This is a genomic window from Lentihominibacter faecis (assembly GCF_014306095.1).
In the GTDB taxonomy this organism is placed as follows: domain Bacteria; phylum Bacillota; class Clostridia; order Peptostreptococcales; family Anaerovoracaceae; genus Lentihominibacter; species Lentihominibacter faecis.
In genome coordinates this window covers 1-20,180 of record NZ_JACRWC010000093.1, presented here as the reverse complement: position 1 = coordinate 20,180, position 20,180 = coordinate 1, and the positions used below count along the sequence as shown (strand labels likewise).

The 20,180-nt window shown below is 46.7% G+C and carries 18 protein-coding genes; 7 read left to right on the top strand and 11 right to left on the bottom strand.

Features of this window, described 5'->3' with window-relative positions; translation table 11 throughout:
• Positions 1-4 precede the first annotated feature (4 nt).
• Both H8876_RS07190 and H8876_RS07185 read right to left on the bottom strand, forming a co-directional pair.
• Complete coding sequence (locus H8876_RS07190) at positions 5-745, bottom strand: hypothetical protein (protein WP_249287167.1); 741 nt, start codon at positions 743-745, stop codon at positions 5-7.
• 472 nt (positions 746-1,217) lie between these two features.
• Entirely contained in the window at positions 1,218-2,942 is a 1,725-nt protein-coding gene (locus H8876_RS07185) for a putative manganese-dependent inorganic diphosphatase (protein WP_249287166.1), read from the bottom strand.
• A gap of 166 nt (positions 2,943-3,108) precedes the next feature.
• On the opposite strand from H8876_RS07185, the gene thrH reads away from it, so the two are divergent.
• Positions 3,109-3,708, top strand: a complete 600-nt coding sequence (gene thrH / locus H8876_RS07180; protein WP_249287165.1) for a bifunctional phosphoserine phosphatase/homoserine phosphotransferase ThrH — start codon at positions 3,109-3,111, stop codon at positions 3,706-3,708.
• A gap of 122 nt (positions 3,709-3,830) precedes the next feature.
• On the opposite strand, the gene H8876_RS07175 is transcribed toward thrH, so the two are convergent.
• Complete coding sequence (locus H8876_RS07175) at positions 3,831-5,009, bottom strand: SulP family inorganic anion transporter (RefSeq protein ID WP_249287164.1); 1,179 nt, start codon at positions 5,007-5,009, stop codon at positions 3,831-3,833.
• Between the two features lie 715 nt (positions 5,010-5,724).
• Here H8876_RS07175 and H8876_RS07170 point away from each other — a divergent pair.
• Entirely contained in the window at positions 5,725-6,147 is a 423-nt protein-coding gene (locus H8876_RS07170) for a DUF2752 domain-containing protein (RefSeq protein WP_249287163.1), read from the top strand.
• 143 nt (positions 6,148-6,290) lie between these two features.
• Positions 6,291-7,184 carry a DUF4190 domain-containing protein gene (locus tag H8876_RS07165; protein ID WP_249287162.1) on the top strand — a complete coding sequence of 298 codons (894 nt, stop codon included), beginning with the start codon at positions 6,291-6,293 and terminating at the stop codon, positions 7,182-7,184.
• Positions 7,185-7,350: 166 nt separating this feature from the next.
• Here H8876_RS07165 and H8876_RS07160 read toward each other — a convergent pair whose 3' ends face one another.
• The 3 genes from H8876_RS07160 to H8876_RS07150 form a co-directional block, all read right to left on the bottom strand.
• Complete coding sequence (locus H8876_RS07160) at positions 7,351-8,010, bottom strand: hypothetical protein (RefSeq protein WP_249287161.1); 660 nt, start codon at positions 8,008-8,010, stop codon at positions 7,351-7,353.
• Between the two features lie 67 nt (positions 8,011-8,077).
• Complete coding sequence (locus tag H8876_RS07155; RefSeq protein ID WP_249287160.1) at positions 8,078-8,584, bottom strand: hypothetical protein; 507 nt, start codon at positions 8,582-8,584, stop codon at positions 8,078-8,080.
• A gap of 12 nt (positions 8,585-8,596) precedes the next feature.
• Complete coding sequence (locus H8876_RS07150) at positions 8,597-9,217, bottom strand: TetR/AcrR family transcriptional regulator (protein ID WP_249287159.1); 621 nt, start codon at positions 9,215-9,217, stop codon at positions 8,597-8,599.
• 498 nt (positions 9,218-9,715) lie between these two features.
• On the opposite strand from H8876_RS07150, the gene H8876_RS10335 reads away from it, so the two are divergent.
• Entirely contained in the window at positions 9,716-9,928 is a 213-nt protein-coding gene (locus H8876_RS10335; RefSeq protein ID WP_417493466.1) for an IS3 family transposase, read from the top strand.
• Between the two features lie 402 nt (positions 9,929-10,330).
• Here the strand turns inward: H8876_RS10335 and hydA are convergent, their stop codons facing one another.
• A complete protein-coding gene (gene hydA, locus H8876_RS07145) occupies positions 10,331-11,740 on the bottom strand; it encodes a dihydropyrimidinase (RefSeq protein ID WP_249287158.1) in 1,410 nt (469 codons plus the stop codon).
• Positions 11,741-11,806: 66 nt separating this feature from the next.
• A complete protein-coding gene (locus tag H8876_RS07140; protein ID WP_249287157.1) occupies positions 11,807-13,042 on the bottom strand; it encodes a M20 family metallo-hydrolase in 1,236 nt (411 codons plus the stop codon).
• Between the two features lie 248 nt (positions 13,043-13,290).
• Between H8876_RS07140 and H8876_RS07135 the strand changes: the two genes are divergently transcribed.
• Both H8876_RS07135 and H8876_RS07130 read left to right on the top strand, forming a co-directional pair.
• A complete protein-coding gene (locus H8876_RS07135; protein WP_249287156.1) occupies positions 13,291-15,078 on the top strand; it encodes a sigma-54 interaction domain-containing protein in 1,788 nt (595 codons plus the stop codon).
• Between the two features lie 481 nt (positions 15,079-15,559).
• Positions 15,560-16,606: a tyrosine-type recombinase/integrase gene (locus H8876_RS07130; protein ID WP_249287155.1), complete on the top strand. Its 1,047-nt coding sequence runs from the start codon at positions 15,560-15,562 to the stop codon at positions 16,604-16,606.
• A gap of 293 nt (positions 16,607-16,899) precedes the next feature.
• On the opposite strand, the gene rpsI is transcribed toward H8876_RS07130, so the two are convergent.
• Positions 16,900-17,295, bottom strand: a complete 396-nt coding sequence (gene rpsI / locus H8876_RS07125) for a 30S ribosomal protein S9 (protein WP_177265782.1) — start codon at positions 17,293-17,295, stop codon at positions 16,900-16,902.
• A gap of 19 nt (positions 17,296-17,314) precedes the next feature.
• The gene (rplM, locus tag H8876_RS07120) at positions 17,315-17,743 is read right to left on the bottom strand and encodes a 50S ribosomal protein L13 (RefSeq protein ID WP_177265783.1); all 429 of its coding nucleotides are present in this window, start codon (positions 17,741-17,743) and stop codon (positions 17,315-17,317) included.
• Positions 17,744-18,268: 525 nt separating this feature from the next.
• Between rplM and brnQ the strand changes: the two genes are divergently transcribed.
• A complete protein-coding gene (gene brnQ / locus H8876_RS07115) occupies positions 18,269-19,546 on the top strand; it encodes a branched-chain amino acid transport system II carrier protein (RefSeq protein WP_249287154.1) in 1,278 nt (425 codons plus the stop codon).
• Positions 19,547-19,550: 4 nt separating this feature from the next.
• Here the strand turns inward: brnQ and H8876_RS07110 are convergent.
• Positions 19,551-20,180: hypothetical protein (locus H8876_RS07110; RefSeq protein ID WP_465250737.1), on the bottom strand; the 630-nt coding region annotated here is incomplete at its 5' end.

Genomic DNA, 20,180 nt, shown 5'->3' with positions numbered 1-20,180 from the left:
CCCACTAGATCGCTCGCGGCAGCGTCAGATGTGTATAAGAGACAGCCTCTTTATAAAAATCATTTCCTGTTTTATCCGCCTTTTTCCCGGCAAATTTTACGATAGAAATTTTATTTTTATCTTCATCATTTTTAATTCCATTGTTAGTAGTATCGGTTTCATCAATGAATCCATTTACTGCGTTTTTTAATGCAGTCATTTTTTTCTGACTGTCTTTCACATAAAATTGCGTATGGGTCCGATCCGAATCATTCGGTCCGTTTTTGGGTACTACTGTGTTCAAAGAGAATTCTTGATGCCATGTACCATTCCGATATGAAACTTTACGATATACTTTGTCTCCCCACAAGTCCGTCGTCGAAATATAATAGGTTTTATCCTTCTTGATATCACTACCATAAACTGCATCATAGCTTACAACATCTCCATTCATACTACCGGACACATCCAGTACCAGTACGATATCCGACGGCTTACCCTTGGTCTTTACTTCCCCTTTTACATAGGTTTCTAACGTCAGTTCACCTGTAATATCTCCATTTTTATCCTGTTCCAGATCACTTAATGTTTTATTACGATAAATAGCATTGTTTTCTCCGATAGGAATCGCGGATGGATTCTTTACCTCATACGGCCGCGCTGCCGAAGTACCGTTTTCCCCTTCTGCCGCAAACACGCTTGGAGCCATGCTCAGCACCAGCATCAACGCGAGGATCCATGCGATCCCTTTTTTACACATCTTCACACTCATTTCCTCCTGTCCGTAAATAAATAAACGTTTTTGTCATGTGTCATGACCTATTTTTACCACCGCTTTCGCAAGGTACACAAATTTAGTTTCGCTATGGTAGCATCAGTCTATTCAAGTGGCAAGGGGGTGGAAATGCCGTGATTTGTCCGAGGGGGATGCTTGTGATTTTTACAGAGGGAGAACAATTCGTTCCGAAACGTACTATCTGTCACCCTATACCTGTTCACCGGGGGGCACTCCAGCAGAAGAATATTCAAAAATAAAAAAGATGTCCGGACAGATGAACCGGACAAAAAATATTTTAGTAGGATGTATAATACTAGTTCTTTTTCCACGAGATGGATTTATTTCTATATTCAAGAAATAAATATTTTGACCCGAAACCCCCGCAGTATGACAAAAGAGCCCCCCTGGTCGCCGGAGGCTTTGCAGAAATCCGGAGAATGGCCCAGGCAGCACTACACCTCTACTGGTGCAGTGCTTCAACAAAGGCCGGCAGGAACTGCTTCTTGCGGGAAACGATATCTTTCAAGATGATATGCTCGTCGCCGTCCGCGATGTCAAAGGCTTCCTTGGCCAGAAGATCAGCGTGCAGACCGCAGCAGAGAAGTTCCGTAGAGGTGTCTACGATATTAGTCATCATCATGAACATCATATCCAGATCCTGCTGTTCCATGACCTGAGGCAGATACGCTTCCACCTTTTCGCGGATGCTGTCCAGCTCCCGGCTATCCATGGAAGTAACCTGGCTGACACCGAAAGAGCGACCTTCATTATTAAAGATCTTGAAGTCCTGATAACATATTTCTTCCGGGGTCTTGCCCTGCAGGCTGCTGGCCGCCTGGAACATATTATTAGCCATCTCGGTGATGTTGATGCCCGCCATATCCGCAAGCCGCTCGCAGGTGGCACGATCTAAAGCCGTGCAGGTCGGGGAGCGGAACATGAGGGTATCGGAGATGATAGCAGAAGCCAGAAGCCCTGCGATCTTGCGATCCGGCACAACGCCTTTCTCATCGTAAAGCTGGGTGATGATAGTCGCCGTACAGCCCACCGGCTGATTGCGGAAAAATACCGGTTCCAGCGTCTCGAATCCACCCAGTCTGTGGTGATCGACGATTTCCAGTATATCTGCTTTCTGGATACCGTCTACCGCCTGGCTGATCTCATTGTGGTCCACCAGGATAACTTTTTTTCGATTCATATTCAACAGTCTGCGCCGCGAGATCAATCCCACATAATTGCCGCATTTTTCAACGACTGGGAAGTTATGGAACCTGTTGGTTTTCATAATGTTTTCGATATCTTCCACGGCATCACCCATCTGGAATGTCACCAGATTTTCCCCGGTCATAAAGAACTGCACCGGCATACTCTGGTTGATAAGTCTTGCCGCTGTGAAGGTGTCATACGGTGTGTTGATGATGATGCAGCCCCGCTCTTCTGCCAGTTTTTTGATGGTCTTGGTCGGAGTTGCCCCCTGACACATCACCAGGCATCGGGCTCCCAGTTCGATGGCCGTAAAGTGAGTCTCGAACCGATTGCCGGCAATGACCAGATCCGACGGCTCGATCACTTCCTCCATAACATCCGGGCTGGATGCCGCGATCGTTACTTTCCCATCCTCAAAGACCTCATCCGATCCGCCGCAGACAATATGCCCGTTCAGGGTCTCTGCAATGCTGGCAAACCTCGTCCCTGCGCGCGACAATACACTGCTGTCGCTCTTGTCCATATAGGACTGGGCGATATCCGTGATGGTCACGATCCCCTTCAGTTTTCCTTCTGCCAGCACCGGCACTGACTTGGCGTGTTCTTCCTGCATCAGCTCCCATGCCTGCTTGATAGACGCGCGCCCTTCGATCCCCGGAACCAGGTTCAGATCCATATCGGCGATCTGCGGCTGCACATTGTCCTGATACTGTGGCGGCTCCACGTCGAAATACTCCAGCACGTATTTCGTCTCCTCATTGACGATCCCTGCCCGGCAGGCGATATATTCCGGGATCGGGACCGGCATCCCTTCCTGCAAAGGATTCTCCGCTTCGAAAGTTCCGTCGGCAAGCTTTCTCTCCAGCACCGCTTTCTTCAGTTCCGTATAAGCGATAGCCGAGCAGATGGAATCAGTATCCGGATTTTTGTGCCCTATGATATAAATTTTTTCTCTTGTTCGAGTTCCTTCTGATGTCATGGTGTTTCTCCCGTTTATTCCTACTGTTGTTTTACTTTATAGTACTGCTTTTTTCTCATCTCGTCAAAATATTTTTCCCCGAAGCGGTCCTGTTTGTGCTAGAATGTTTTATAGTATATTATGGTGCAGAGTTCTGCACACGTTTTGACACACAGGAGGGAAAATCATGAATATTGTTTGCTTAGACATGGAAGGCGTTCTGGTTCCGGAAATCTGGATCGCATTCGCCGAAGCTACCGGAATCGAAGAATTGAAGAAAACTACGCGCGACGAGCCGGATTACGATAAACTGATGGAATACAGACTGAATATCCTGAAAGAACACGGTCTGGGAATCAAAGAGATCCAGGATACGATCAGCAAAATCGACCCGATGCCGGGTGCAAAGGAATTTCTGGACGAGCTGCGCAGCATCACGCAGGTCATCATCATCAGCGACACATTCGAACAGTTCGCACAGCCTCTGATGAAAAAGCTGGACTGGCCGACACTGTTCTGCAACACGCTGGAAATCGCAGAAGACGGCACGATCTTAAAGCATAAAATGCGCTGTGAGAAATCCAAATACACTACGGTAAAAGCGCTGCAGTCCTGCGGATTTGAAACCATCGCCAGCGGCGACAGCCATAACGATATCGGCATGATCCAGGCAAGCAAAGCCGGATTCCTGTTCAAGAGCACCGACGCCATCAAAGCGGAATATCCAGAGCTGCCGGCTTACGACGAGTACGACGATCTGCTGGCTGCCATCAAGGAAGTACTGTAAAAGCTGCTCCGCGCATCCCGGATCAAACAAAAAAGCAACAAGCTGGTCGCATGAAATCCATGCGCCAGCTTGTTTTCTTTTTCATTATATATACGCGCTGCGGTCGCGCTCACCTTAGGATTTTACGAAGCCCTCACAAAGGCCTTTGCAGCAAAACCGCCTGCATAATACAGCGCCAGACCTGCCGCTACGCCGTAGGCCAGATTGTTGGTCGCCACAACGATGACCACCGTCAGCAGCGTCGTCAAAATCTCCAGCGGCGACTGATCCTTGAGGGAACGGAGCGAATCCCAATCGAAGGTCGCGATGGACACGGTGATCATTACCCCGATGAGCGCCGCCAGCGGAATGATGTTGAGCAACCCGCTGCCAAAGCCCAGCACTGCGATGAGCATGACGCCCGCCACCAGCGTGCTGAGACGGCCCCGGCCGCCCGACTTGACGTTGACGATGGCTTGCCCGATCATGGCGCAGCCCGGCATGCCGCCGATGCAGCCGCACACCATATTGGTGATGCCCTGACTGCAGGATTCCCGGTTAGTGTCGCTGGTCGTCTCCGTCATCTGATCCACCACCTGCTGGGTCAGCAGGGTTTCGATGAGGCCAACAAAAGCCAGGGAAATGGAGTACGGCAGGACGATTTTCCACGTTTCCAAACTGAGGAGCAAGGTCGGCAGATGTACATCCGGCAGTGCCGCCGTCATGTTACCCATATCGCCGATAGACGTTGTAGTCAGACCCAGGAATACGCTTGCCGCCGTTACGACGATGATAGCAATCAGCGTGGATGGTACAGCCTTAGTGATCCGCGGGAACAAATAGACGATGACGATCCCGGCTGCCACCAGCGCATACATGGTCAATCCGCCGCCCAGCGCATTCTTGATCTGGGACACGAAGATGATGATGGCCAGCGAATCCACGAATCCGGTCATGACACACTGCGGAATGTACTTGATCAGCCTGCCCACCTTGCAAAGCCCCATGATGAGCTGGAAGATCCCGGCTAAAAATACCGCTGCAAATAAATACTCTGTCCCGTATTCTGCGATGAGGGCTACTACAACCAGCGCCATCGAACCGGCTCCCGCGGACACCATGGCCGGCCGGCCGCCCAGAAACGCCGACAAAATCAGAAATGCGACAGATGTATACAGTCCCAGCATCGGATTGACCCCCGCGATGATGGTGAAACCCACCACCTCCGGGATGACGGAAAACGCGGATACCAGTCCGCCCAGGAAGTCGTCCTTCGGGTTGTCCCGCCACTGAGATATTTCGTTTTTCATGAGTGAGTTCAATTTTTTCTCCTTAAAATGTGATGTCGGTGTGCGGCTGGTTTTCTGGCGGCGATCGCTTGGACTGTTGCCGCTTGCACGCGGAACAGCTACATCCCGCCCCACCCGGACACCAAGAGCTATTATACTTTTTTTGTAAGGTCGGCGCAAGGGGGAGTCATCAGGAAATTCGAGGGGGGGGAGAACTCGCCACGGACTCTGAAAAAGTTGCCGCGGACGGTCCTATGGGCCATCGGCGACTCTGCAAAGACTTCGGCTGGGGCTCTGGTGCGGTTTTATTTGCAAAATCTTCGTTTCGTGAAATTTCTCAGGCAAATCGAGAATCTACAAGGATTTTAGCTCGACTGCTTTTTGCAAAATCTTCGTTTGACGAATATTTTAAGCAAAAACGAGAATCTGCGGCAGCAGCTCCAAAAGAGTTTATATTCTATTTCTCGAAATTGAAATTTTTTCGGGAGATCTCGGGACTCTAGTCCCGTAAACCGACACTCAACAGGGATGCCATTTCTCAGGATTCTCGATAATCGCCAAAAATTTTGCATTTCGAAGATTTTGATAGGAGGCGAACTATTCTATCGTTGAGATTTTCTTCGTTTGATGGTGTTTTTTGATGAAAACGAAGATTTTGCAAATTGGGATTTAATCGGGGTGGCGGCTTTGTTATAATGGTTTCAGTAACATGATGTGGGGCATCCACATAGGATAAAAGGAGTAGGATATGAGCCGACCTAAACCCGGTGCAGAGAGCGCGATGCGGAGAGGATTTCCCGATGCGGTGCAGAAAAAAATACTGATTATATACGGGACGATTTTCGGCGCGGGAGTGCTTTATGCATTTTTGATCCTGCATACGCCGTTTCGGATCCCGTGCCTGTTTCGGGAGGTCACGGGGCTGCAGTGTCCGGGGTGCGGCACATCGCGGATGGCGCTGGCCTTGATGCGGTTTGATATCCCTGCGGCTTTTGCCTATAATCCTGTAGCTTTTTTTAGCTTCCCCGCATGGTTCCTCATCAGCATTGCAGGATTTTTCGGACATCCGAAAATCTTGCGAGATCCAAAGATCCTTCTGCGAATCCTTTACATCAATATCGTGATCTATATGATTTTTGCGATTTTTCGAAATCTGCCACTTTCTGGTTAAATCCTTTGTTTCTCGTTAAATTTTACATTTTTTATCCGGGATTTAATGTTTTTCGATTGAGTATGATTGACTTTTGCGAATAGTCAATTTACAATAGGAATATAATGTAAGCCATTTTGAAGCCAGGAAAGGAATTCATCATCATGAACGAAAATAACAATATGAATAATAATTACACGAACAACCCGGCTCCTGAGCAGCCGGCGAACGACAACATGTATCAGGAAACAACATCTCAGCCGCAGGATCAGAATACATATCAGCAGGCGCCTGCGCAAGACGTCGGCAACATGTACCACTATAACGAACAGGGTACCGGACAGTATCAGCAGCCTGCACAGAATGCCAGTCAGCAGTACAATACTTACGGCACCGGCAACCAGGCTTCCGGCGGATATCAGTACACTGACTCTGCTCAGCAGAATGCCGGTCAGCAGTACAATACTTACGGCACTGACAACCAGGCTTCCGGCGGATATCAGTACACTGACTCTGCTCAGCAGAATGCCGGTCAGCAGTACAATACTTACGGCACTGACAACCAGGCTTCCGGCGGATATCAGTACACTGACTCTGCTCAGCAGAATGCCGGTCAGCAGTACAATACTTACGGCACTGACAACCAGGCTTCCGGCGGATATCAGTACACTGACTCTGCTCAGCAGAATGCCGGCCAGCAGTACAATACCTACGGCACCGGCAACCAGACGTTCGGCGGAAACAACGACCAGTTTACCGGTGGACAAAATTACAATGCAGGAAACGCATATAACACTTACCAGACTTCCGGAACGAACGGTCAGCCTCCGGCACACGGCAAGGCAGTCGCATCCCTCGTTCTGGGTATTGCAGGTCTGGTGTGCTGCGGTGTCTGTGGTCTTATCGGTCTCATTCTGGCGATCTCCGCAAAGAATGAAGGAAATGATGAAGGTATCCGGAAAGCCGGATTTATTCTGGGCATCATCGGCTGTGCACTGTGGGCAGTGGGCATAGTAGTTGCGATCATCAACGATTCATTCTCCACCTGGATGTATTAAAAGTCCCGCGCAACTTCACAAAGATAAGAACAGGCAGCCTGCAGCGAAAAATCGCTGTAAGCTGCCTGCTTTGTTTTTTTGTATGGGAGGGAAGCCGGCGATCTAAAAGCAAATGGGAAAAGCCAGCGATCTGAAAGCAAGATCGAATCCACCGGAAGCAAAACGCTTAAAATGACAATCCGTCTAAAATCTTCTGCGCGATCCGCTCAGCTGCATCATCTTTATCATGATAGACAACCAGCTCGTAACACTTGTCGTTCGCGATGAAACAGATTTGTTTATAATCTATGCTATCTTCCTTCTCTGGATTCTGCGCGGTCCCTTCGACGGCTGGGATCCCATGGAATTCTATGCTTTCGACAGTCATATTTTCATCTTCTTCCAGCGCCTCCCGCAGGTCACTTAACTGAATCGTTGTTGCTTCATTATCATAGCAATAAAGAATCGCCGGATCCTCGTCCGGACTTAAAATCAACCATTCTCCCTCCAGATCCTCATCGCCTTCTCTGGAAAAATTCTGAAAAAGCTTTCCGATAGCCGTGAGATCGTCAAACGACGATACCGTCCAGGAATCTTCCAATGTCAAAGTCGCACCATCCAGGTCGTGTTCAACCGCTTCACCCGTCTCCCCGTTGATCATCCAATTCAGGATATTTGACGGATGTTTGGCAACGTAGTTCAGCGCCCCGGTTGCCACCACTGAAAAAGCCACGATAACTGCGACCGTCAATATGGTCAGTGATTTCTGATGAGAATCGCGCTGTATCAGCCACCCTGCCAGAGCTGCGATGACTGTAGCAATCAAGATCGAAATGACATACTGCATGGTTTTCCTCCTAAAAAAGATACTGTGCATGACCACAGAATCAGTACGAAATCAAAACTCCCCATTCTTATCTCTGCACGCGGTACCAATCGAGAACAGCGCTTAGATTTTCCGCCTTGACTCGCTCGCCTCCGTGGAGCATCATATCCAACATATCGTCCTCCTCAGAAGTACGGTCTGCCTTTTCAGCAAGGCTCTTACCCATTGTTTTAACCATAATTTCCATCATAGGGCGGTAGATACCATGCAGCTTTTTCACATTAAAATCCCCTTGCAGTGTGAACAGCGGAATGTCTGCCGGAATTGCTGATTTTTTCCGCACACTTTCTATTTGCGTCCCGGTCTGTCCCATGCCAACTCCGCAGACAGCACATACCCGATAGCGTTTTGCAGCCTCAGCATAGCCCTTGACCGAACCAGCCATGATCCAACCCAGATAAATGATCTTTGCTTTGGAAAAGACCTGCTTCTTCGCTTCTGCAAAAGAGTACACCGGAAGTCCAGTTTCCTGCGCCAGCAGCTTGGCATATCTTTCGGCACTTCCTGTGTTGGTAGTGTAAACAATTGCATCCATAGTAGTCTCCTTTCAAAACGATAATCTGTAATCAGACTCCACCTTGGAAATAAAGTGATCAATATGTATAGCCAGTAAAGAAGAAACCGATTCTTTTTCCTCGGCATCGTCGTAAACACTGTATAGAAGATACATCGGACCATAGAATTCCAGCGCTAACTGCATAGCGTCCTCATCAGAATCTACTAGCTTGCGGAAGATTGCCGCCATGTACTCCAAAGGTCCACCAGCAAGATAGTCATGATGAAGTTGTGCCAGTTTTGGATCACGGTATTGCTCCAGCGTCAGCATTTTACGGAAATTGGAGGAAAATGGCTCCTTTGTCCAATGGTCAAATTGTGCAAGACTGTACGTGCGAATCTTTTGAACTGGTGCATGCAGATATGCTTCTGCAAAGCCATCTGGTTCCGTTTCCGGCATTTCATACGTCTCAGCACGTTCATAGTCCATCTTGTTCATTCGCTCCACGATCTTATCCAAAATTTCTTGTTTGCTGGCATAGTGCTTATACAATGCGGCTTTCGTAAACCCCACCTGTCTCGCAATATCACTCATAGACGTCCCCAGGTAGCCGTTCTGTGCAAACAGTTCCAGTGCTATTCTCAAAATCCGTTCCTTTGTACCCTCTGCCATAATTGTCTCCTTCAATAAAGTAACCGTTCGGTAACTTTATTATAGTTACCGAACGGTTACTTGTCAAGAGCCGATGAAAAAAAGTGAATTTATTCGTAATAATTCTAAGATAAAGAAAAAACCCTTGCATTTTGATATGTACCCTCTTTACTGGACCGACCGGTAAGGAGGGTATTTTTATGCGGTATAGTTATGAGTTTAAGAGAAATGCTGTTGAATTGTATCGGGAGGGTTTATGGCCAGAGACTCCCAAAGGGGTGAAGGAGTATAACTTTAGAAAAATGGTAAGGAGCTGGGTACGACTAGAAGAGGCTAAATGAAATCATTTCTTATGATTTATCATTAAGCCCTAATCTAGAGCAAGTGAAGAGAATGTTAGACAGAGCATTTGAAAGGTTTCCGATAGTAAATGGATTAGTATTTCATTCAGATCAAGGATGGCAATATTAACATGTTTACCATAGAAATAGGCTTAGTAAACACGGAATCATTCAATCTATGTCGAGAAAAGGGAACTGCTATGATAACTCCATTATGGAAACATTCTTCGGAAGAATGAAGAATGAGATGTACTACGGATATGAAAAAGCAGTTGAAGAATATATAGATTATTATAATAACAAAAGAATTCAAGCTAAAACAAAATGGATGCTTCCTGTGAAATACAGGGAAACATCCATGTGTTTCATTGTCAATTCCCCTTTATTATAAAATATTTCAATGTGCTAGGAAACATTTTATTCTTTTCGCGTCTTACTTTTTTCACCACATAAAAACCCCCGATTCCAAGGGTTGGAATTCGGGGGTCGTCCACACAAATGGTGTTGAGCAAAATGCTCGCTGGAATAGGTCTGCGTCGTTGGCGCCACGGAGCAAAGCTCCTGCGACATATGACGGCGCACATTCCATTGCTCTGCTCCATTCGGAGCAATCGCAAGGACAAGTGCTGCTATCTCTTCGGTAATCGAGATTAACGCTTTGATAGCTGACAACCGTTGAAATTAGTGGATTTTGCTTTGTCAATGTTAGTAGTGAGTTTGTAATTGAAAACTGCTCATGGCTACTCACCACTTTTGATTGTTCTCTCCCATTAACTGGTTTCAGCACGACTAACTAAGCAAGTTCATAGCAGAGGCCATATGGCTTACCAGGTACGAACTTACCAGAGCCCTTTTCACCAACATACTTGCCGGCATCGGCTACGAGTTCGCCTCTCAGGAATACCTTGTCTGCACGACCAATCTGATCAAATCCTTCAAATGCGCAGTAGTCGCATCCCTGCAGGCTGTTTTCGATTGAGATTGTGCCCTTGTATGTAGGATCCCAGATTACTACGTCAGCATCCGATCCAACTGCCAGGGTGCCCTTCTGCGGGAACAGACCGTTGATCTTAGCAGGATTTGTAGCAATGAGCTCTACGAATTTCTTTCTTGAAATCTTGCCCTTTTCAACACCTTCTGTCCAAACAACCGGTATTCTGTTCTCGAGGCCCGGAGCTCCGTTCGGGATGTCAGCAAATGTCTTGCCTTCACCATAACCAGCATGCTTATGTGTTTCATAGTTAAATCCGCAGTGGTCTGAACTGATTGCATTCAGCCAGCCTTTCTTAACAGCTTCCCACATAGCATCCAGGTGATCCTGTGAACGCAGTGCCGGTGAACAGACTGCCTTCGCACCTTCGAATCCCGGCTTCTCCAGAGCGTCTGTTGTGATCGTGAGGTAGTGTGTGCATGTTTCGCCGAAGATAGCAACACCCTTTTCATATCTGTCTCTGATTACCTCCATTGCACCCTTCGCCGTTACGTGAACAATATAAATTGGTGCAGCTGCCAGTTCTGCCAGATATGCAGCACGGCTAACTGCTTCTTCCTCAACAACCGGTGGTCTTGAAAGTGCGTGGCCAATCGGACCGGTTACACCGCTTGCCGCTACCTGCTTCTGCAGTGTTGCGATCATATCCGCGCTCTCGGCGTGAACCATGATCGTAACGCCGGATTTCTTCGAGGCCTGCAGCGCTTTGAGGACTGCATCGTCATCGCAGTGATATGGCTGTCCTCTGTAAGCCATGAACAGTTTCAGGGATGTTACGCCATACTCAGGCATATGCTCGATTTCTTCGAACAGAGCATCATTCGCATCATATACAACACCGTGATAGCCATAGTCACAGCATGCATTTCCATCGACCTTGTTCTTCTGATATTCATCGATGGAAGACTTCAGAGAAGAGCCTACCTTCTGGTTTACAAAGTCTATGATCGTTGTCGTTCCTGACACAACAGCTGCAGGAGAGCCTTCCCATCCAACACATGTTGTGTCGCCGAATGAGAAGTCAAAGTGTGTGTGCTGGTCAACTCCGCCAGGCATTACATACTTTCCTTCGGCATCATATACTTCGTCGGCAGAAGAAGCGTCGATAGCGCCTCCAATTGCTGCTATTTTCCCATCTGCTAACAGCAGGTCGCCTTTAAATTCGTCCGTTGCAGTAACAATCGTTCCGTTCTTGATAAGTACCTTTTTCATCTTTTGCTCCTTTTCTTGAAATTGGTAAAAACTGTATAATAAACCATCGAATTATGGCATCAAACATTATTGTGAAATAGCAACCAGAGTGTTCAGAAGCAGATCCACGCCTGCTTTGATGTCATCCCAGTCTGTGTACTCCTCATTAACATGGCTTCTTCCATCGACACTCGGCACGAAAATCATCGCAACATCTGTCACTTCTGCCATATAGTTTGAGTCGTGTACGGCGCCGCTTGGCATCAGGACATAATCAAGATCAAGTTTCTCTGCCTGTTCTACCATGACTTCCTTAATATAATCCTGGATTTTGATTGCTTCGGAGCTTGCAGTCTTCTCTACTGTGAATTTCACATCGTTTTCCTTCGCATATTTCTCTGTAACCGCTTTGATTTCATCAACGCACTGCTGAATCGTCTCCTGCTGGATATCTCTGACATCGACGACGAATTTCACTCCATTAGGAATTGCGTTTGGAATGTTCGGGGTCACTTCGATATATCCTACCGTAGCAACAATGGTATCGTTGATTGCCTTGGCAATGCCGTCTATTTCAGCAATGATCTTTGATGCGGCGACCATTGGATCCTGTCTCAGGAACATTGGTGTCGCGCCAGCGTGGTTCTGTACCCCTTCCAGTGTGATCGTAATCCAGTTCAAACCTGCGATGCCGCTGATGATACCGATGGTGTGCCCTTCCTTGTCGAGACGGACACTTTGCTCGATATGGAGTTCGATCATATTCTTGACAGTTCCCGGAGCAATGACATCGTTTGGCATGTTGTCTGGATCATAGCCTGCGTTTTTAATCATATCGTAGGCGGTAATGCCGGCTTCGTTTTTGATTTCCTTGATATCGTCTACAGTCAGCTTGCCTGTAAGGAGCTTGCTGCCCATAACCGGAACTTGGAAGTTGGAGCCTTCTTCTTCAGCGAAGAACACAATATCGATGGAATTCTTTGGCTGATATCCTTCTTCGACCATAACACGGACAGCTTCAAGCGCTCCGATGCTGCCGACAAGGCCGTCAAACCTTCCTCCGTTCTTGACGGAGTCAATGTGCGATCCTGACATTACGACAGGAAGGCTTTCATCAGTCCCGACGAGCCTCGCAAATACATTGCCTACTGCGTCAACACGTACCTTCAGGCCTATATCTTCGCAGATATCTATCAGATATTTTCTGGCTTTAGCATCGTTTTCGCTATAGCTGAATCTGCTGATTCCTTCACCGGGATCTGCATCATTGAATGTTGAAATGTGTTCAATCATTTCCTTAATTCGATCTCTGTTTGATTGCATTGAGGGTCTCCTTTTTTTCATCGACTTTAACTTGTATACTCTGTTAAAGTAGCAATTATTGTGCCAATCCGGTTTTTAGGTGTATCTACAAATTCAGCCCTTAAATAATGGTTGTTTTTTTGAAATGAACCATATTTGCTGAGTTTAATTAATTGATTGTTAATTTAAAAACAAATGTTGTAGCAGTCTTGCACGCCGTGTAGTAAACATGCTACAATATCATCAAAGAATTTAGGAGGAGGTATGTGATGGATGTTATAAAATCTATATTGTTTCAGCTTCTGGATTCTGATACTAGTTTAGGAAACATTCCTTCTTTGAGTGAATGTCATAACGAGGATCTGGATCAATCCCTTTACGGGATTTGCTTCTCTTCGAAGGAAGGCTCCATTTCGTACGCAAATAAGACCTTTATGCAGAGCATAGAATCCATTGCCGCACATAAGAAATCAAACCCAACGGCAACGCTGGCTAAAATCATCAAATCAACGGTTTTCTTTCCGATAAACTGTGCTTTGATTGAAACGCCGGAAGAAAATTATCTGGTCTGCGTTACGAATGCCAACGAAGACGGTAACAGCAGCCATCTTGTCACCATTTATGGTATAACCGATCTGATGAACGATTGGACCGAAGCCGACTTTGAAAAAATGCTGAAGCTTATCGTCAAATGCAGAAAGGAGTATCTGGATGATGAGTTCATATTTGATAACATCTTTGACTTGCTGACTGTATCAAATAAAAATGGTGTTTTGATCAAAACCAATTCAGCGATAGAGGAACAATTTGGATTAAAACGTGAGCTGGCCATCGGAACGAATGTCCGGGATCTCGAAAAAAACGGCATCCTTTCTAAGTCGGTTACAAGAGAAGTGCTGGATAAGGGCACTCCCAGTACCCTGGTGCAGGATACGAAAACCGGACACCGGCTTCTTGTTACAAGCACTCCTGTATACGATCAAAATGGTGAGTTGTACAAAATATTCAACATTTCAAAAGATGTTACCTCTATAACGACCCTTGAAAGCAAACTGCAGGAAGCAGAAGAGTTAATACGAGAATACGAAAAGCAATCCATTTATACAGAAACGAACAATAAAATCATTACCTCCAATATCACGATGCAGCATGCTTTGAATACTGTCATGCAGATCACGGAAGTAGATTCGACTGTTCTGATCGAGGGGGAGACAGGCGTCGGAAAAGATGTCATGGCCAAACAGATTCACGATACCAGTATCAACAAGAACGGTCCCTTCGTGAAGGTCAATTGCGGTGCCATTCCGGACAGCCTGATTGAATCCGAACTGTTTGGATATGAAAAGGGGGCCTTTACAGGCGCGCTGAACCAGGGAAAGCCGGGCCTGATTGCTGCAGCGGAAGGCGGAACATTGTTATTGGATGAAATCGGGGAGCTCCCCTTGAACATGCAGGTTAAACTTCTGGATCTGATCCAGACGAAATCTTATTATACAATCGGTTCGGTAAAACCGATGACCGCGAATATCAGAATCATTGCTGCAACAAACAGAAATCTCGCGAAGATGGTTGAGTCCGGACAGTTCCGTGAAGATCTGTATTACCGTTTGAATGTTGTGCCTCTTTACATTCCTCCCCTCAGGGAACGCCGCTCCGAAATTCCGCACCTGACGCATGAGTTCCTGAAAAGATTCAACGAGAAATATCATAAGAATAAGCATTTCAGCAGGGACGCAATGGCTATCTTAACGAACGCTCCATGGCCGGGAAACATAAGAGAGCTGGAAAATCTGATTGAGCGACTGGTTGTTACTACGCCCTCTTCCGTTATTTCGGCAGATAATCTTCCGGAATCTGTTCGAAAGGACACCGCCACTGTTGACGCGATTGAAATTAAAATAAACAAAATCATTCCGCTGAAAGAAGCACAGCAGGAAATGGAAAATGCAATGTTTGAAAAAGCGCTTGAGCTTTTCCCGAACAAAAGTGTAGCTGCGGATGTTCTTGGAATACACCGAACAACATTTTCCAGAAAAATCAACAAGCCCGAAGAATAACAATGCGCTTTTCGCGCATAATTATGATATTCTGATCGGCTGTGATGGTATCACATCAACCGTCTTTAATCATCCGTGCACGTCGAAACGGGGATGTTTTACGCAGTTTGTCAGGCAATCGCACCTGTTCCTTTAACGTTGTTAGCGTCGGGTGAATTTAGCCATGCAGCTTCGGTTTCTCCTGTCTCGTTCCTCCACCTGTTGTGGTCAAGCGAAAATCGCCAAAACCCCGTGATATTGTTGGGTTTTTGGCGATTTCTCTATGTAGATTTTTGAGTGGGAAACCCTTTTAGTCGGAAGTCCTCAGGAAACTAAGGATAATACGCGACAGCCATCTGTTTTTGTTCATCAGTATATTTACTTCCACCAGCGTAAGCTTTATGAAAATCACCGTTGCTCTCATATTCCTTAAACCAGTAGCACAAAGATTTGCTGTTGTTGGGATATCCCAACTCTTGTATGACGGTCGAATAACTCATGGATGAGATTACCTAATGGATACGGAAGTGTCTATAAGTTAAGCGGCAAGAGGCGAAAGCCCTTCATCGTTAAAAAGACCTTAGGATACCATGTGGATCATGAGACCGGAAGATCTGTCCGCGACGATATAATAATCGGGTATGCCGAAACAAAAGCTGAAGGGCTTCAAATGCTTGCAAGCTATAATGACAATCCTTATGATGTTAAGACATCAAAGATGACATTCAAAGATCTTTATGAAGAATGGTCCGAACGTGCTTTCAAAACAGCTTCTGAAGCAACTATTTCAGCCGACAGAGCTGCATTTAATGCATGTGCGCCTTTGCACGATAAAATATTTATCGATCTCAAAGCTAAAGATTTTCAATACCTCTTCGACACAACCGATAAAAACCATCCTACTATGAGAAAAATGAAAATTCTCATTTCAAAAATGTACAAGTATGCCATGAAGTATGATTACGTATCGAAGGATTACAGTCAATATATTGACATATCTCAGTACAAGGATAAGAACCCAAATCAGTATGACCGGCAGAAGTTTACCGAAGAAGAAGTAATGAAACTTTGGGAGCATCAGGATAACCCAATATGTCAAACGGCTCTGATGTTGATATATTCCGGGGTGCGAATCGGTGAACTTCTTGATCTCAAAAAAGAAGATGTTCACCTTGAAGAACGGTACTTTGATGTAGTGTCTAGCAAGACCCAGAATGGAATTCGCAAAGTTCCCATTGCAGAAAAAGTATATCCATTCTACAAATCCTGGTTTGAAGATACCGACAGCGAATATCTCATTCACCGTTCCAATGGCGAGAAGTTTAAGTACGACAATTATCACAAAAAACGCTTCCAACCTTTGATGGAACAGCTCGGTATGGATCATACACCTCACTGCTGCAGATACACATGCAGTTCCATGATGCACAAAGCCGAGATTCGCGAAACCATTCGAAAAAAGATTCTTGGACACTCACAAGACTTGATAAACGACACTTATACGCAGCTTGATATTGATGAGATCGTAAACGCCATAAATCTTATTTAAGAGTTGCGAATCAAAAAAAGAGATGCATCCTATTTTCATAGAATACATCTCTGAATTACATAGTCACATCTGCAGCGGTTTGTTAGTAACATGTTAGTAATGTGTTAGTAACGAACCGGAAATCTGCAATTTTCATAACTATCCAATCTGTCAGAAACCCGCTAATTTCAAGGTTTCCGTTGTCCTCAGCAGTTCTGCGTCGTTGGTCGCCACGGAGCAAAGCTCCTGCGACATATGACGGCGCACATTCCATTGCTCTGCTCCATTCGGAGCAATCGCAAGGACAAGTGCTGCTATCTCTTCGAGAACTGGCTTGCTCTTCTTGCTTTCTTGAGACCGTATTTCTTTCTTTCTTTCATTCTGGAATCTCTTGTCAGGAATCCGGCAGCCTTGAGGGCCGGTCTGTAAGCTTCTCTGTCAGCTTCACAGAGAGCTCTGGAAATTCCGTGTCTGAGTGCGCCTGCCTGACCAGTGTAACCACCGCCATGCACTGTAGCGATCACGTCAAACTTGCCTTCGCATCCAGCAATTTCAAAAGGTCTCTTAACCTCTCTCTTTACGATTTCCTGGGAAAGGTAATCATCGAGAGATTTCTTGTTTACTGTGATATTTCCGTTACCAGGGACTAATCTAACTCTAGCAACTGAAGATTTTCTTCTTCCTGTTCCATAATACTGTGTCTTTGCCATCGTTTAATTCCTCCCTTCCTTAAATATCCAGTACTTCCGGCTTCTGAGCTGCATGTTCGTGCTCAGGGCCTGCGTAAACCTTTAACTTCTTGTACATCTGTCTACCCAGCTTGCCGTTTGGCATCATGCCCTTAACAGCGTGTCTCACAACTTCGGTAGGATGCTTTTCCATCATCTGCTCGAAAGTCATTTCTCTGAGACCACCCGGATATCCTGTATGTCTCTTGTAGATCTTTTCTTTTCTCTTCTTGCCTGTTACCTCAACCTTTTCTGCGTTGATCACGATAACGTAGTCGCCACAGTCAACGTGCGGAGTGTAAGTCGGTTTGTTCTTGCCTCTTAAGATAGCTGCGATCTGAGAAGCCATTCTTCCGAGGTTCTTGCCTTCTGCATCAACAACGTACCATTTACGTTCTACTTCTGCAGGTTTTGCGATAAATGAACTCATTTCATCTTCCTTTCTACCTACTGAGATCGCATGCTGCGCACCCGATCCGGTTCGGCCCTGCCTACTGGGTTTCCTGCAAAGCTTACGCCCTCCGGGAATCTCTGATTCCCGCTGCAAAGGAAACGTCTTCAGCGAACTAAAACTGATATTTAGCCGTGCTCGCCCGGACGGGATCCCATCCTGCTCACACGAAAAAATCATGCCACATACGTGACACGGATTTATTTTACACGCTAACGCCTGCAAAGTCAAGACTCGGCAAAAGTATTCCGGCACGATTTTCTACGAAATCATTTCATTTCACAGTAATATACAGAAACCGTTTCTGTATATTATCGCTTGAAAGCGCGTTTTTTGCACATTTGAAATATCTGGCAGCCGCCACCAGCAGGCGCGGAAAGATGGAAAGAACCGGCAAGATGTGTTTTTCTACAGATTTCCGTTGCTTTCTCCCTTTGAATATGTTACCGTATCTTTACGCGACAAAATTTTTATATGACAAAACAGAAAAGGAACTTCATTCGTATGAAATCATTAAAACAGCAGCGCATCGATCAGCTGGTGATCGGATTTGCGCTTTTTTCCATGTTCTTCGGGGCCGGAAATATCATTTTCCCGCCGTATCTGGGGATGGGGTCCGGCAACTTGTGGGGGCTGGGTTTTCTCTGCTACTACATGGCCGGCATCGGGATCGCCATTCTGGCGATCTTTGCATTGATCCGAAACGGAGGCGAGATCTCTACCATAACCACGCGCATCGGCAAAGTCCCCGGTGAGATCATGCTGTCTGCTATCATCCTTTGCATCGGCCCCTTCATCGCCCTTCCGCGAACCGGGGCTACAGTTCAGGAAATGTTCACAGAACCAGTATTCGGCGATGTGTCTTTATGGCTTACCAGCGGGATCTTCTTTCTGCTGGTCCTGCTTTTGACCATCAGGGAATCCTCTGTCGTAGATATCATCGGCAAGATCCTGACTCCCGCTCTGGTCCTGGGACTGCTGACGCTGATCGTTGCCGGGATCATCTCTCCGCTGGGAGAAGTTGCCGATGATCATATGATGGACAACGTTGTCGTAGCAGGGATCAATTCCGGTTACCAGACAATGGATGTCCTGGCGGCGATGATTTTCGGGATCATCATCGTAAAAAGTGTGATGGACAAGGGCTATACGGCAACGCACGTGAAGTATAAAGTCGTAAGAAACGCCAGTCTGGTGGCTGCAATTGCTTTGCTGGTGATCTACTTCGGGCTGACATATCTGGGTGCCACCGTATCCGGCACGTATAATCTGCGGATCAATCGTTCTGAACTGCTGGTGAATATCACCAGCGGACTGCTGGGACACGCCGGGGTCATTATTCTAGGTATAATCGTAGCACTGGCTTGCCTGACAACGGCCGTTGCACTGGTCAGCGCCAGCGCAGACTATTTCAGCACGCTGTCAAAAGGCCGGCTGAATTATAAGCTTCTCGCTGCCGCCATCTGCTTATTCAGTGCCTTTGTTGCAAATTTCGGGCTGGACAAGATCGTCGCTCTGGCTGCTCCGATCCTGAGCCTGGTTTATCCGGGAGCCCTGACCCTGATCATTCTTTCCCTGTTTCGCGATCGTGTCTCTAATGCAGTATTTAAAGGAGCGTTTTTCGGATCACTGCTTGGAAGCCTGTTGGAGATCCTGTACGGTTACGGCCTGCCGCTTGGCTTCGTGACTAAAATGCCGCTGTATTCCATCGGTTGCGGCTGGCTTCTCTGGGCAGTCGCATTCGGGCTTGTCGGCACAATTGCTGGACGCAGGAGGAAATAATTGATTACGAGTACAGCTCATACCGAAGCAAAATCTCCTCCAGCACCGCCCCGGACCGTAGATCTTCCTCGTAAGTGCAGATCAAGTTGGAATGCTGCACGTATCCGGCTCTGCGGTACTGTTCCAGTTTGCGGCAGGCGCTGATGAAGTATTCTTCCTTATCCATCAGGCCGAAGTGCTCCCAGATCAGGATGCGCCCATCATCGCAAAGGATCATGAAATCCGGATAATACACCTTGCCGTTGATGGCCAGTTTTGCCTCGTATCGGAAAGCGACGCCGCGTTCCGTGAAAAAATCTGCCAGGCTCCGTTCCGATTTAGAACGTACCATGATACCACTTTTGGTTTTATAGATTTTCTGTTCCGGCTTATACGGGTTCTGCTCGTAATTTCCATAGAGCCACTCCCGCTGCATTGGTGACAGACGATAATCCTCTTCCTCGAAGACATCCGGGAGGCGACTACGGGTTATGGGGTGGAGAGATCTCCCTTCGCAACGTTCTTGAATTTCCATGTCCTGTATCAGACGCTGGAGTCCCTGGCACCAGAGGGTGCTCGAATGGACTTTCTTTTTTAAAAAACATTTACGTGCCAGCGACCTGGTTAATTTCCTATCCCGCAAAACCTGTCTCTT

Coding starts and splice junctions, on each gene's coding strand:
- H8876_RS07170 (WP_249287163.1), top strand. CDS start 5,725: ATGAGCCGACCTAAACCCGGTGCAGAGAGCGCGATGCGGAGAGGATTT.
- H8876_RS07165 (WP_249287162.1), top strand. CDS start 6,291: ATGAACGAAAATAACAATATGAATAATAATTACACGAACAACCCGGCT.
- H8876_RS10335 (WP_417493466.1), top strand. CDS start 9,716: ATGTCGAGAAAAGGGAACTGCTATGATAACTCCATTATGGAAACATTC.
- H8876_RS07150 (WP_249287159.1), bottom strand. CDS start 9,217: ATGGCAGAGGGTACAAAGGAACGGATTTTGAGAATAGCACTGGAACTG.
- hydA (WP_249287158.1), bottom strand. CDS start 11,740: ATGAAAAAGGTACTTATCAAGAACGGAACGATTGTTACTGCAACGGAC.
- H8876_RS07130 (WP_249287155.1), top strand. CDS start 15,560: ATGAGATTACCTAATGGATACGGAAGTGTCTATAAGTTAAGCGGCAAG.
- rplM (WP_177265783.1), bottom strand. CDS start 17,743: ATGAGTTCATTTATCGCAAAACCTGCAGAAGTAGAACGTAAATGGTAC.
- H8876_RS07185 (WP_249287166.1), bottom strand. CDS start 2,942: ATGACATCAGAAGGAACTCGAACAAGAGAAAAAATTTATATCATAGGG.
- H8876_RS07155 (WP_249287160.1), bottom strand. CDS start 8,584: ATGGATGCAATTGTTTACACTACCAACACAGGAAGTGCCGAAAGATAT.
- rpsI (WP_177265782.1), bottom strand. CDS start 17,295: ATGGCAAAGACACAGTATTATGGAACAGGAAGAAGAAAATCTTCAGTT.
- brnQ (WP_249287154.1), top strand. CDS start 18,269: ATGAAATCATTAAAACAGCAGCGCATCGATCAGCTGGTGATCGGATTT.
- H8876_RS07135 (WP_249287156.1), top strand. CDS start 13,291: ATGGATGTTATAAAATCTATATTGTTTCAGCTTCTGGATTCTGATACT.
- thrH (WP_249287165.1), top strand. CDS start 3,109: ATGAATATTGTTTGCTTAGACATGGAAGGCGTTCTGGTTCCGGAAATC.
- H8876_RS07140 (WP_249287157.1), bottom strand. CDS start 13,042: ATGCAATCAAACAGAGATCGAATTAAGGAAATGATTGAACACATTTCA.
- H8876_RS07160 (WP_249287161.1), bottom strand. CDS start 8,010: ATGCAGTATGTCATTTCGATCTTGATTGCTACAGTCATCGCAGCTCTG.